General features: G+C 36.6%; 12 protein-coding genes. 11 read left to right on the forward strand and 1 reads right to left on the reverse strand.

What is annotated here, in order from left to right:
- Positions 1 to 7 precede the first annotated feature (7 nt).
- The 11 genes from P0092_RS03550 (at position 8) to P0092_RS03595 (ending at position 10,895) form a co-directional block, all read left to right on the forward strand.
- Positions 8 to 1,018, forward strand: a complete 1,011-nt coding sequence (locus P0092_RS03550) for an ABC transporter substrate-binding protein (RefSeq protein WP_004618879.1) — start codon at positions 8 to 10, stop codon at positions 1,016 to 1,018.
- Between the two features lie 171 nt (positions 1,019 to 1,189).
- Entirely contained in the window at positions 1,190 to 2,647 is a 1,458-nt protein-coding gene (locus P0092_RS03555; RefSeq protein ID WP_004618878.1) for an aminoacyl-histidine dipeptidase, read from the forward strand.
- A gap of 615 nt (positions 2,648 to 3,262) precedes the next feature.
- Positions 3,263 to 3,397 (forward strand): CLI_3235 family bacteriocin precursor, encoded by a 135-nt coding sequence (locus P0092_RS22105; protein WP_004618877.1) that lies wholly within the window; start codon positions 3,263 to 3,265, stop codon positions 3,395 to 3,397.
- Between the two features lie 65 nt (positions 3,398 to 3,462).
- Complete coding sequence (gene ccpM, locus P0092_RS03560; protein WP_117407385.1) at positions 3,463 to 4,920, forward strand: Cys-rich peptide radical SAM maturase CcpM; 1,458 nt, start codon at positions 3,463 to 3,465, stop codon at positions 4,918 to 4,920.
- A gap of 26 nt (positions 4,921 to 4,946) precedes the next feature.
- Entirely contained in the window at positions 4,947 to 6,074 is a 1,128-nt protein-coding gene (locus P0092_RS03565; RefSeq protein ID WP_004618875.1) for a TIGR04066 family peptide maturation system protein, read from the forward strand.
- Positions 6,075 to 6,089: 15 nt separating this feature from the next.
- The gene (locus P0092_RS03570; RefSeq protein ID WP_004618874.1) at positions 6,090 to 6,374 is read left to right on the forward strand and encodes a peptide maturation system acyl carrier-related protein; all 285 of its coding nucleotides are present in this window, start codon (positions 6,090 to 6,092) and stop codon (positions 6,372 to 6,374) included.
- A 130-nt stretch (positions 6,375 to 6,504) separates the two neighbouring features.
- Positions 6,505 to 7,251: an AzlC family ABC transporter permease gene (locus P0092_RS03575; RefSeq protein WP_004618873.1), complete on the forward strand. Its 747-nt coding sequence runs from the start codon at positions 6,505 to 6,507 to the stop codon at positions 7,249 to 7,251.
- A complete protein-coding gene (locus P0092_RS03580) occupies positions 7,244 to 7,555 on the forward strand; it encodes an AzlD domain-containing protein (RefSeq protein WP_004618872.1) in 312 nt (103 codons plus the stop codon). The genes P0092_RS03575 and P0092_RS03580 overlap by 8 nt, the downstream gene beginning before the upstream one ends.
- Positions 7,556 to 7,688: 133 nt before the next feature.
- Positions 7,689 to 9,185, forward strand: coding sequence for a glycerol kinase GlpK (gene glpK, locus P0092_RS03585; protein ID WP_004618871.1), 1,497 nt, complete (start codon positions 7,689 to 7,691; stop codon positions 9,183 to 9,185).
- A 9-nt stretch (positions 9,186 to 9,194) separates the two neighbouring features.
- Positions 9,195 to 10,493 (forward strand): glutamate-5-semialdehyde dehydrogenase, encoded by a 1,299-nt coding sequence (locus P0092_RS03590; protein ID WP_004618870.1) that lies wholly within the window; start codon positions 9,195 to 9,197, stop codon positions 10,491 to 10,493.
- A gap of 21 nt (positions 10,494 to 10,514) precedes the next feature.
- A complete protein-coding gene (locus tag P0092_RS03595; RefSeq protein WP_004618869.1) occupies positions 10,515 to 10,895 on the forward strand; it encodes a RidA family protein in 381 nt (126 codons plus the stop codon).
- A 57-nt stretch (positions 10,896 to 10,952) separates the two neighbouring features.
- Here P0092_RS03595 and P0092_RS03600 read toward each other — a convergent pair whose 3' ends face one another.
- Entirely contained in the window at positions 10,953 to 13,415 is a 2,463-nt protein-coding gene (locus P0092_RS03600) for a hypothetical protein (protein WP_004618868.1), read from the reverse strand.
- Positions 13,416 to 13,459 lie beyond the last annotated feature (44 nt).

A 13,459-nucleotide genomic window follows, 5' to 3' on the forward strand; every position in this document is an offset into this window, starting at 1 on the left:
TGAATCTATGAATACAATAAGCAAAAACAATTTTATGAGTGATATTTTAAAAAGTTATCCGGAAACAACGGATAGAATGAACTTGCTGGCATTGCTGCCGTGTCCTTTAAAGCTACCGTTGCAGGAGGCCTTTAGTAAATTTGTTCAGAAAAATAACTTAAAGAATCTGGAATATTTAATTGAAGGTAATGCGAACAACCAATACTCATATTACAGTTTTGTAGAGCAGTTGGAGGATATTGATGAAATACCTGATATTGTTATATCGCCGGGTATAAATAGTTTTTATTATAAAAATTTTGTTGATAAATTTATAGACAAAGGCCTTTTTGTCAGTGTATCACAAAACACACCCAATAATCTGTTGTCCCAAATTGGAGTTAATGACCCTGGAGGGAATTATACTGTTATTGCTATGAATCTGCTTGTAATGGTTGTTGACAAGCTTAAAATTGGGAATCAATCAATTCCGCAATCATGGGGTGATTTGCTGCAGCCTGAATTTGAAAAAAAAGTTGCAATACGAGGGCAGAATAATTCTTTTTGTGAGACAACATTGCTTACTTTATTCAAGCAGTTTGGATTTGAGGGAGTCAGAAAACTCGGCAAGGCAGTTAAGTATGGTTGGCACCCTTCGCAAATGGCAAAGTTAGCAGGAAGCAATAGTAACGATTCACCTGTCATAAGTGTTATGCCATATTTTTTCACCAAAACCATAAAGCACAAAGAAAATGTTGAAGTAGTCTGGCCAAAAGACGGCGCAATCATTAGCCCGGTTACTATGCTTGTGAAAGCTGATAAGGCAAAAGAATTAAAGCAGATAACAGAGTTTTTTACCGGGGCTGAAGTGGGGCGTATTTGTGCAGCTGCCAGCTTTCCAACAATGCATCCGGAGATTGATAATAAGCTGCCGCAAAGTGCCAACTTAAACTGGATTGGGTGGGAATTTATTAAGGAATATGACATAGGCGGGCTAATGACAGATTTAAACCGACAATTTCTTAAAGCTTTTATATAATAGCGCATTACTCCTATTTTTCTGTAAACCCTTTTTGTCAGACAAAAAGGGTTCATTTTTTTTATATCCCAAAAGATGCAAGAGAGAGTTTAATAATATCAGTTAATTAGTATAATAATGATATAGAATTTTTTGGCGATGATTCAAAATAACAAAAGTGAGGTAAATATTATGACAGACATACTTAAAAACATACAACCTGTTGAGGTGTTTAAATACTTTGAAAAGCTTACGCAAATTCCAAGAGGGTCGGGGAATGAAAAAGAGGTCAGCGATTATCTGGTATCCTTTGCAAAAGAACATAATCTGGAGTATGTACAGGATTCGGCACTAAATGTTGTTATAAGAAAGAAGGCAGCACAGGGATTTGAAAACAGCCCTGCTGTTGTTTTGCAAGGACATATGGATATGGTGTGTGAAAAAAATAAAGCTATAGAGCATGATTTTGCCAAAGACCCACTAAAGTTAAGAATAATTGATGACATGCTATATGCCACGGATACAACTTTAGGAGCTGATAATGGAATAGCGGTTGCCATGGGATTGGCAATTCTGGCTTCTGACGAATATCAACATCCGCCAATAGAATTACTAGTCACCACTTCCGAAGAAACAGGAATGGGTGGAGCTATGGCATTGGAACCTGAAAATTTAGAAGGAAGAATACTTATTAACATAGATTCAGAAGAAGAGGGTACTCTTTTGGTGAGCTGTGCAGGCGGACGCACAGTCAGAACAACAATTCCTGCAGTGAGGGAAGCTGTAGACGAGAACCTTGTTCCATATATGGTGAAAATCAGCGGGTTAAAAGGCGGACACTCGGGAATGGAGATAGATAAAGAGAGAGGAAACTCAAATAAACTGATGGGTCGTATACTTATGTCTGTTTTATATGAAACGGATTTTAGACTCAGCTCATTAAACGGAGGCTCAAAACATAACGCAATTCCACGTGAGTCAGACGCTGTTATTTTAGTAAGAACTAATGATAAAGCCTTAGTTGAGAAAAAAATATCTGAATGTGAAAAAATGTTTAAAACTGAACTGAGAACCTCGGACCCCGATGTAAGAGTGGAATTTGAGATTTTGCCGGACCGCCCGGATGAAATGTTTTCAAAACAATCAACTATTAACACAGTTAACTATTTGTATCTGCTGATAAATGGGGTAACTTCCATGAGCATGGATATTAAGGGGTTAGTGGAAAGCTCCTTGAACCTTGGGGTAATTACGACTTTAAAAGATAGTATAGAATTTATAAGCTCAATCAGAAGTTCAGTTAGAAGCTTAAAGGAGGAATTAACTAATAGGCTTATTGTGACTGCCAAACTAAATGGAGGAAGTGTTGCAACAGAATCAGATTACCCTGAATGGGCATATAATCCCACTTCAAAAATCAGAGCAGCTTTTGAAGCTGTATATGAAAAAATGTATAAAAAGAAGCCTGAAATAACAGCGATACATGCAGGACTTGAGTGTGGGCTGTTTGCTGAGAAATTTGAGGAACTGGATGCAATTTCATTCGGCCCAAATCTATATGACGTTCACACGCCAAATGAGCATATGAGTATTTCTTCGGTTCAGAGGATGTGGGAATATTTATTGGCGGTACTAAAGAATATAAAATAATAGCAATATGACGGTATGTTTAGGGCTTGTTGCAAAACAGATAAAGCTTAGTTTTACGACGGGCCCTTTAAAGCTTCTAACAAATCTTCGGTTACCTTCTTTTCACTTTCATACATTTTATGTAAAGCTTCAAGTATTCCAGACGGGACACCATAGTTTTTTTATGTTCATACATTAAATGAAAATGCCTAATATTTACCTTTTGTTCAGAACCATTTTTGAGGATATCCTCGTAATATTTTATCAGTTCATCATATACAGAAATTCCATATACTAAATTGTTTGGAGTTCCTATAATACCAAAATTATAAATAATTATCAATAATCCGATTAAATTGTGTTAGAAATTATTGTAATTATTTACAATTGTATTATAAAATTTGAATAATATAACAATATATGTTACAATTTACAGTAATGTATATTCTGTTTTTATGACATACCATTTAAAGAGGTCATAATTTTAAAAGTAAAATATCCAAAAGAAAATCACTATTTATTTGTAAATACAAATTTTTAATTAATTTAAACTCATAAGGTTTAAATTAGGAATCTTTGTGAGTTCAAATAAAATAATCAGGCTGATAAGCATGAAAATGAAAGCGAGGTGATAATATGAAAAAGCTAGGTAAAAAAATACATAGTTGTCACAGAACTATAGAGGCATATGCTGGCTGTGATTGGTATGGCTACACATGTGGTCGTAGGACTGCAGATTATGTGTATGATTATCAAAATAAGAATAGGTAATTCATAAAAAATAACCGGAATACAGACTTTCTATATTCCGGTTATTTTTAATCAATAAGGAGGAAGTGATAGTTTTGAATTCTTTCATACATCTGTTTAAAACTCCGGGAGGGCATTATTTTTATGATGTCAATAAAAACGTGATTCTTAGCTTATCAGAAGAACAATATAAGATACTCGAGTACTACAGAAAAAGTGATGAAACTGATAAATGTACCTCGGAATTTAACGCACAAGCGATAGAGTCAATTAAGCATTTGCGTGATTTGGGTTTCTTGTCGGAAAAAAGACCAAAGGAAATGTACCATCCATTAAATGATACGATTCTAAGTCACCTTAATAATAAAGTTAGTAAGATTACACTACAAATAACAAAGCAATGTAATCTCAGGTGTAAATACTGCATATATTCGGGAGATTATGAGAATAGGGTTCATTCAAACGAGAAAATGACTCTTGATACAGCCAGAAAGGGAATAGATTTTTATATTGAGCATTCAAAGGATAATGAGAAAGCCTTGCTGGCATTTTATGGTGGTGAGCCGCTGCTTGAATTTGAATTCATAAAAAATTGTGTTGAGTATTTTGAAGAAAAAGCTGAAGGAAAAAATATTTACTTTTCATTGACTACAAATGCAACCCTTTTAAATGAAGAAATTGTAGAATATTTTCAAAAGCATAGTGTACATTTACTAATAAGTCTTGATGGTTCTTCTGAAATACATAACAGAAATAGGGTATATAGAGACGATAAAGGGACCTTTGAAAAGGTACTGGAAAACCTGGAGATGATTAAAACTAAATTTCCTGATTTTTTAAGTAAAAATATTGCTTTTAATGCTGTGTTAGATCCTCAGAACGAGTTTAGCTGTGTAAATAATTTTTTTACTGATTTTGAATTAGCAAAAGAAGCAAGTGTTATGGCATCACAAATATCTAATTTATACAGAAAAGATACTGTAAAGGCATCTAAAGAATATATATCTGAAATTGAATATGAAATTTTTAAGATATTTTTATCAGAGCTTGGCTATTTGGATGAAAAATACACATCTAAACTACTGTCAAAGGAATATGTGGAAAGAAAAGTTAGATACAGCCGATTGCAGATGAGAGATGAACTACCTGATAGAATTCATCATGGAGGGCCATGCGTAGCAGGAGTTCAAAGATTGTTCGTAGATGTTGACGGTAATTTCTATCCTTGTGAAAGGGTTAGTGAATCATCGCCCCAAATGAAAATAGGAAATATAAATGATGGTTTTGATGTTAATAAAATTAAAACTTTGCTAAATATAGGGAAATTAAGTGAAAATAAGTGTGTAGACTGTTGGGCACTTATGTTTTGTGATTTATGTGCAGCGGCAGCAGATGATATAGATGGCCTGTCAACAGAAAAAAAGGTTTCAAAATGCAGTGGTGTAATAGACACAGCTGATAGTATGTTTAAGGATATTTGTACTTTAAGGGAATTTGGGGCTGAATTAGGCAAAGAGATTTATGCTTTGGATATGATCGAGTGACAGCTGTAATAATGAAGGAGGTTAATATGGAAAAAAACGAGAGACTTTTGATTTATCCGTACGATATGGAATTTACTCCGGTATTGAGGCACAGGTCTTTGCTTACGGAATATGACATATCGTGCCTTGTATCTCCGAATGGATGGGGCTTTACAGGAAAAGATGCAGGTATTGCAGATAGAGGGCCGGATATAGGTATCACAGTGTCTTCTGATTTTGAAAAAGCATTGGACTTATGCGATACCGTGATGATTGTTGAATCGCATCTGCCGTTTGATTTCGAAAAATATATATTTAAAAAAATTATATCTGCAGTAAAATCCAAAAAGAACATAATATGCTCATTAAGTTTGAATAAAGAAGCTATTGAAAAAATATCGTCCATGTGTAATTGTGAGGGAGTGTATTTCAAATATTTTGATGGAAATCAGAGTTTTCTGTCTGAGGATATAGTTATTGAGGACGAAAGTATTGAAGAAATAGACATACCTGTTATTTTGACAGTTGGAATAGATGAGAAAACTAATAAATTTGAAATACAGCTTGCCCTAAGAGACAAAATTCAAAAATCAGGATATAAAATAAGTCAGATAGGCACCAGACCGTACTGTGAGATGCTGGGGTTTCATCCCTTTCCTTCATTCATGTATGGAAATGAAATTTCTGATGTCAATAAAGTATTGATGTTCAATAGATATATCAAGAATATTGAAAAGACAGAAGAGCCGGATGTAATAATAATCGGGGTACCAGGGGGCGTAATGCCATATAACAGAATGATTACCAACAAATTTGGATTGCTTGCCTTTGAAGTCTCACAGGCTGTGATTCCGGATGTTGTAATAGCAAGCCTACTGTATGAAGATTGTAAGCCTGAGGGATTTGATGAGTATACAAATTTGTTTAAATATAAGCTTGGATTTGAGGTTGATTTCTTCAACATTTCAAACATGCAATTCGATTGGTTAAAAGCAAATGAGGAATATGTGAAGTCTTATATTTCATTGGATTACAAGTTTATTGATGAGAAGAAAGAGAAATACATCAGTAATAAAATACCTGTACTTAATATACTTAACAAAGACGATTCCAACCGTATGGCAGACCAAACTATTGATAAGCTTATCGGGTATGCTGATGTCCAAATAGTTTAGAGGAGAAAACTTACTATGGATAATTTAATGTCAGATAAAATAAAAGAAAGGCTTTTAAATATTTTTAATCAAAGGTTTAATATTGATTTTACTAAATGGGACAAGGACTATTACACTAAGAATCTTTTAGGAGAAGATATAAAGCTGAGTGCCAGAGATTTGCTATACATATACTTTGATGTAAAGAGTCAATTCAATATTACAATTCCTCAAGAGGAAATTGCCAACGGAAAGTTTATTACCTTTGGGGGGATATATGATGTTGTTGAAAGTCAAGTGAAACTAAAGAATATATCATAATTTTTATTGGATAGGCATTTTAACTCTTACCATAACCTTGGTAAGAGTTTTTTAATGAGAATCCCCCCCTTTCTATGTTATAATACTACTTGTTGTTAATTCACAAGAAAATGGAAAAAGGATACTAGAAATGTTAACTAAGCAAGAGAAAGTATTACATAGCAAGCACACAGCATTACACGATTTCATTGACGGTTCAAAACAAAGTCTCCCTATAGCCCTGGGATATTTTCCCGTTTCCTTTACCTTCGGGCTTATGGCTGTAAAGGGGGGGATACCTGTTTGGATAGTTATACTAATATCAATGACAAACCTTACTTCGGCTGGACAGTTTGCAGGGACTAACCTGATTATAGCAGGAGCAGGCCTTGCTGAAATTACCATTACTACCTTTGTCATAAATATCAGATACATGCTTATGTCCCTGTCATTATCACAGAAAATAGTTGAGGGCATACCGGGATATAAACGGTGGATAATGTCTTTTGGAATCACCGATGAAACCTTTACGGTAGCTGCCATGCAAAAAAGAGATATAACCTTTTCCTTTATGACAGGACTTGAAGTGCTGCCCTATATCGGGTGGGCAGCAGGCACTGCAGCAGGTGCCATAGTGTGTACCATACTGCCGGAATCCTTGCAGAATTCAATGGGTATTGCTTTATACGCAATGTTTATTGCCCTTGTAATTCCGGCTGCTAAAAAATCAAAAGCTGCTCTGATTGTGGCAGGCTGTGCAATATTTATAAGTTCTCTTATAAAATGGGTACCTGTCTTTTCTTCCGTATCAGGGGGATGGAGAATAATCGTAGCTACATTTATTGCATGTACAGTAGGAGCAAAGCTTTTTCCAATGGAGGATACGGCAAATGACTAATACATTGATTGCAGTATTTCTTATGGCATTGGTTACATATATTCCAAGAGTGCTTCCCATGGCTGTTTTCAAAAATAAAATAAAGTCCCGGTTTATAACTGCATTTCTGGGATACGTACCTTATGCGGTTCTGGGAGCTATGATATTTCCTGATATACTTACAGCTACAGGACATCTTTGGTCTGCTGTTACAGGACTTGGAGTTGCAGTTATACTTGCTTACTTTGAAAAGAGCTTATTGAAGGTAGCTGTGTGTGCAATTGCCGTTGTTTACATTTGTGAGATGATAATTTCCAGAGTGTAGAAATATGCTACCTCGGCTGCGACCGAAACGCACATGGGCAATTATAACATTAATTTTTGCAAATTCATGTTATAATGTTGTTAACTAAAATGAAAAGAAAGCAACATTGTTATGTACTAAGGGGACAGGATTTATGCATAAGAGATACATTTTATCCCTTGATCAGGGGACTACCAGCTCCAGAGCAGTAATATTTGACAGCTTGAACGGTAACATAGCGGGAATAAAGAGTGTTCCGCTAAAGCAGTATTACCCTCAGCCCGGATGGGTTGAACATGATGCTGAAGATATTTTCAGAGACCAGATGGCTGCTATAACCGGAGCAATAAAAATGGCTGGTATAAGTGCTGATGCAATAGCTTGCATTGGTATCACAAATCAGAGGGAAACCGTAGTCGTCTGGGACAAAAACACAGGAAAACCTTTACATAGAGCCATCGTGTGGCAGTGCAGGAGAAGTTCCGAAATTTGTGATAGTTTAAAGATGGCTGGTTTGAGAGATAAAATCAAAAGTAAAACCGGATTGGTAATAGATGCATATTTTTCGGGAACCAAGATAAAATGGCTTCTGGATAATGTAGAGGGAGCAAGGGAAAAGGCAAATAAGGGAGAGCTTCTTGCCGGAACCATTGATTCCTGGCTTATCTGGAATTTAACCGGAGGCAAAAAGCATATAACTGATTATTCAAATGCCTCCAGAACCATGTTATATAACGTAAATGAATTAAAATGGGATGAAGAACTCCTAAAAGAACTGGAAATACCGGCGTGTATGTTGCCGGAGGTAGTTTCCTCATCGGGAGCATGTGCATACTCTAACGAAAAAGTGTTAGGTGAAAAAATCCCTATTTCCGGTATAGCGGGGGACCAACATGCCTCTCTTTTCGGTCAGGCCTGCTTTAAACAGGGTGATGCTAAAAATACGTATGGAACGGGTTGTTTCATACTAATGAATACCGGCAAAAAACCCGTGTCTTCAAGAAACAATCTTCTTACTACAATTGCATGGGCCATAGATAATCAGGTTGAATATGCCCTTGAAGGCAGTGTGTTCAATGCGGGAGCAGCCATTCAATGGTTAAGGGATGAATTAGGTATAATAAAGACTGCACATGAAAGTGATATAGAAGCAGGAAAAGTCCCCGACACGGGCGGGGTATATGTTGTTCCTGCATTTACGGGATTAGGAGCACCATACTGGGATATGTATGCTCGTGGTACGATTCTGGGGATAACAAGAGGTACAAACAAAAAACATATAATTAGAGCTACTCTGGAATCCATAGCCTATCAGAGCAGAGATGTACTGGAGGCTATGGAACTGGATTCAGGTATAGAGCTGAACGCCCTGAAGGTAGACGGAGGTGCAAGTGCAAGTGACTTCCTTATGCAGTTTCAGGCAGATATACTGGATATACCTGTTCAAAGGCCTGTAATAAGGGAAACAACAGCACTTGGCTCTGCATTTCTGGCGGGACTGGGTGTTGGAATCTGGACATCCAAGGAAGAGATTGAAAAAGCATGGAATCTTGACAAGACATACATACCCTTAGGAAATAAAAATTACTTTGACGGTCTATACTTAAAGTGGAAGAAAGCAGTTGAAAAATCAATGAAATGGGATATTTAGGAGGTATAAATGGACATAAGACAATTGTGTGAAAATGCTGGTGAGGCATCTGTAAAAATGGCTGCACTGAGCGGAGAAGTTAAGAATAATGCACTATTAAAAATATCTGAAGCACTGCTTGCAAACAGTAAAAGAATTATCGAAGCAAATCAACATGACCTTGAAAGAAGCGAAAAGGACAATCTGGCTTCACCCCTTCTAAAAAGGCTTAAATTTGATGAAAAGAAATTAAATGATGTGGTAGAAGGAATTAAAAGTCTCATGTCTCTGGAAGAACCTGTAGGGAAAACACTCTTCTCAAATATGTTGGACGATGACCTTGAGCTGTTTAAAGTTACCTGCCCGATAGGTGTTATAGGTATTATTTTTGAGTCAAGGCCGGACGCACTTGTGCAGATATCAACCCTATGCCTTAAAAGCGGAAACTGTGTTCTTCTTAAAGGCGGTTCTGAGGCAAAGGAAACAAACCGTGTTCTGACGGATGTTATAGAAGAAGCTACTGTAGCAGCGGGACTGCCAAAGGGCTGGATAAGTCTTCTTGAAAGCAGGGACGACGTAAGTGAAATGCTGAAAATGGATGAATACATTGATTTGGTAATTCCGAGAGGCTCAAATGAATTTGTACGTTATATAATGGATAATTCGAGGATACCCGTAATGGGTCATGCAGATGGTATTTGCCATGTATATGTGGATTCAGGTGCAGACTTGGAAATGGCAAAGAAAATCACTGTAGATTCAAAGACTCAGTACGTTGCAGTGTGCAATGCTACAGAAACCCTTTTGGTGGACAGCGCTGTGGCAAAGGAATTTCTGCCGGGATTGAAGGCTGAACTTGATAAAAAGAATGTTGAGATATTCGGAGATGAAGAAACAGCTAAAATCATAGAAGTTAAGCCTGCCAGTGATAAAGACTGGGCAACGGAGTACCTTGATTACATTATATCCATAAAGATTGTTTCTGGTGTGGATGAAGCAATAAAACATATCAATACTTATGGCTCAGGGCATACTGACAGCATAGTGACAAAGGATAAAACAACAGCGGTTAAATTTATGAATCTTGTTGATTCAGGCAATGTTTTCTGGAATGCATCCACAAGATTTAGCGATGGTTTCAAATATGGCTTTGGTGCCGAGGTAGGAATAAGCACAAGCAAGCTTCATGCAAGAGGCCCTGTAGGTTTGGACGGCTTATTAAGCTACAAATACATGCTGATTGGCAAAGGGCAGATTGTTGATGATTATGCCACAAACAAGAGACAATTTAAACATGTAAAAATGAATAAGCAGATTGAAGAGATATAAAATATTAAGGAGTGATAAAAGATGGATTTGCAAATTATATCAACTGATAAGGCACCTGCCGCTATAGGCCCGTATTCACAAGCGGTAAAATGCGGAAACGTTATATATACCTCTGGGGCAATTCCCATAGACCCGAATAGCGGAAATGTTGTTGCCGGAGGTGCTGCCCAACAGGCAGAGCAAGCAATTAAAAACCTTGCAGAGGTTCTCAAAGGAGCCGGTGCAGGTCTGGGGAACGTTGTAAAAACTACTGTATTCATAAAAGACATGAATGACTTTACAGCAATAAACGATGTATACAAAAGCTTCTTTACCGACAATTATCCTGCAAGGTCATGCGTTGAGGTTGCAAGACTTCCAAAGGATGTCTTAGTGGAGATAGAATGTATTGCAGTATTGTAGATGAGATAATGGTATAAAAAGGGGTTTTACAACAACCCCTTTTAGTTTATAAACTTATTACAAATCTCTGTAGAAAATCAGATTTGCTTCCATATCCTCGTCCATAGGACCGTTCTTGAATAATTTATTATATCGGTTGGTAAGAGACTTTGCCGTCTTGGCTCTGGTGGTATTCAACTGCATACACAGGTCTGCGAAGGCAGGCTGCTTTGCAAGATTTGTCCTTTGCTCTATAGGAAGAGGACAATGCCTGAATAATATTGATCTTGCTATTTTGTTGAGTCTGAGGATACCCTTTGATTCATAATTTATCCAAATATCATAATCACTTGTGAAAATATCCTTCATCATGTTCCTGTTTTTCTGTATTTGTACCTTGATTTTTCCCTTGGCTTCTTCTGAGAGATCATGATTTTTCTTATAGAACTGAATGTAATCAGTGTACTCTGAGGTCAGAGATTTTTCAGTAATATCATTCCATGCCACGCCCATCATAGTTCTGCACAGTTCCCATCTGAAGGTACCCATAAGCTTCAGTACCATATCATATATGTTTTCATCCGTAAATGCAGGGAATATGAATCTTCCGGGTGTGTTTCTGCCTCTTCCCGTAATTTCCTGCCACATAGATGCACGGGAACCGAAGGTAGGCACTATAATAATGTCAGGAAGAATCTCTTTCATTATCGGTTCTTTTTCAATATTCTTCTTTTCATTTTTATACCAGATTTCTCTATAGAATACTGAAAAATCAGTCTCAAGTATATTCATAATAGCATCAGTAATCTTGTGAGGAGTTACAACTGCTTTCTCAAGGTCACGAGTGATAATATCCCTGTGCAGAATAGGAAAGTAGCTGCTCATGTGACCATGGCATACTTTCTGATTTGTTTTTAACATGTTGTTTATTTCAAAGCTTATCTTTGCATTAAAGTCCTTTTCATATGCCGGCTTATCAAGATCTGTAACGATTTTTCTTTTCTTCATATCCCTGAAAACATCATAGTAATCCTGTCCGAAATCATTAATAGAAGGTTCTTTTTTGTTACTATAAATTTCCTGAAGCCACTTTGTTGAATTATATATATTGAATCTTGATTTTTGATATTCCTTATCGCACAGTCTGTACAAAGCAATCGCCTGTTCTTTTGTTACAAGACGTTCATCCATATATCCAAAATTTAAGAACATGCTTATAATTTTGGGGTATTGTTCGCTTTCCTGTGCTTTTTTAAAAGCGGCTTCATAAACAGTAAAGAAATCGCCTGTAAGTGAAGATCTGAGTTCTCTTGCTTCAGAGTCGCTGGCGGATTTATCCTTTAGAGCTCTGAAATGACAGAGCCGTTTATTGAAACTGTCTTTGAAATCCATAGTGCAGCCGCATATTGTTAATATCTTATCAAGACTGTTTTCAAGTTCCTTTGGAAGCTCATTTCCTGAATATGTACCATCATCATTTTGGGTTATACGGTTTATGAATGCCTTATCCTTCACAGCTTCAACCATTTCATTAATCTTTGAAACAGTAATGGAGCTGAAACAGTCAAACTCATTCTGAAGTCTGCTAATACAATTTGCAATAACTACAGCCGATTGCTCCATAATTCCATAAATAGTCAGTGCTGCTTCTTTATCATCTTTTGAATCTACGGTAATTTTTGCGTAGGAAGACATGAGGTTTACGGGAGCAGTATAGAGACAGTTGATATTGCTGTATAGTTTGGATAGCTTGTTCTTAATTTCACCTACAAGAGACTCCATAAGTTCAGAGCCATTTTTAATATGGTATTCGCATACATAGCTTTCGCTGTTGAAAAAACCCTTTCTCTGCTCAAGAGGTACATTAAGCAGCTTTGAAAAATAGTCGAAATCCGCACCGTCTATTTCATCCTCGGCTTCGCTGCAATTTTCACATATATATGTATTTGATAAGGAATCAGTATCAACAGGAAAGATATGTACTCCATTATCTTTTGCTTCCTGATAAGCGTTTTTGTAATAATCCAGATTCTCTATCTCAGGAGAATATTTAAAATAGTACTTATCCTTTATAGCCCAGTAATATACGGATAGGTTCTTTACTAATATATCCAAACTCCTGCATATAGGGAGAAGCTTCTGATATGAATCATAGCTCAGGTCGATGAGTGTTGCCAGAGAAGAGACAATATATGTTGAATAATCCTTTTGTGTATTCATGATATCTCTGATGCCATTTGCAGATGAGGCAGGAAAACAGTATAAATTACAAGCTTCCCGGGATCTTAAACTAAAGGAGTTCTTACCGCTTTTCAAAATGTCATTAATGCTTAAAAAAGTATTCTGATCCAAGGTGAAAAGACGGCAGCTGTCATCAGCTGTGCATTCTCCACCATTTGGTGCTTTATCAAAGGGCGACAGTAAGACATCTAACTTCCCCTGAAGCATTAAAATAACTGATGATACTCTGTTACCTTCATAAATAATCGTTTCATTCTGACCGGTCAAATATTGGCCTGCATAATCTGATTTTATGCCCATTTTGATCTCCTTTGCCTGTACGAAAATTGAACACTAACATATGG

The organism is Ruminiclostridium papyrosolvens DSM 2782 (assembly GCF_029318685.1).
GTDB classification, from domain to species: Bacteria; Bacillota; Clostridia; order Acetivibrionales; family DSM-1351; genus Ruminiclostridium; species Ruminiclostridium papyrosolvens.

What these genes read in the sequence shown, in the direction of transcription:
- P0092_RS03555 (WP_004618878.1), top strand. Translation starts at nt 1,190, where the DNA reads ATGACAGACATACTTAAAAACATACAACCTGTTGAGGTGTTTAAATAC.
- P0092_RS03550 (WP_004618879.1), top strand. Translation starts at nt 8, where the DNA reads ATGAATACAATAAGCAAAAACAATTTTATGAGTGATATTTTAAAAAGT.
- P0092_RS22105 (WP_004618877.1), top strand. Translation starts at nt 3,263, where the DNA reads ATGAAAAAGCTAGGTAAAAAAATACATAGTTGTCACAGAACTATAGAG.
- P0092_RS03590 (WP_004618870.1), top strand. Translation starts at nt 9,195, where the DNA reads ATGGACATAAGACAATTGTGTGAAAATGCTGGTGAGGCATCTGTAAAA.
- P0092_RS03570 (WP_004618874.1), top strand. Translation starts at nt 6,090, where the DNA reads ATGGATAATTTAATGTCAGATAAAATAAAAGAAAGGCTTTTAAATATT.
- P0092_RS03600 (WP_004618868.1), bottom strand. Translation starts at nt 13,415, where the DNA reads ATGGGCATAAAATCAGATTATGCAGGCCAATATTTGACCGGTCAGAAT.
- P0092_RS03575 (WP_004618873.1), top strand. Translation starts at nt 6,505, where the DNA reads ATGTTAACTAAGCAAGAGAAAGTATTACATAGCAAGCACACAGCATTA.
- glpK (WP_004618871.1), top strand. Translation starts at nt 7,689, where the DNA reads ATGCATAAGAGATACATTTTATCCCTTGATCAGGGGACTACCAGCTCC.
- P0092_RS03580 (WP_004618872.1), top strand. Translation starts at nt 7,244, where the DNA reads ATGACTAATACATTGATTGCAGTATTTCTTATGGCATTGGTTACATAT.
- P0092_RS03595 (WP_004618869.1), top strand. Translation starts at nt 10,515, where the DNA reads ATGGATTTGCAAATTATATCAACTGATAAGGCACCTGCCGCTATAGGC.
- P0092_RS03565 (WP_004618875.1), top strand. Translation starts at nt 4,947, where the DNA reads ATGGAAAAAAACGAGAGACTTTTGATTTATCCGTACGATATGGAATTT.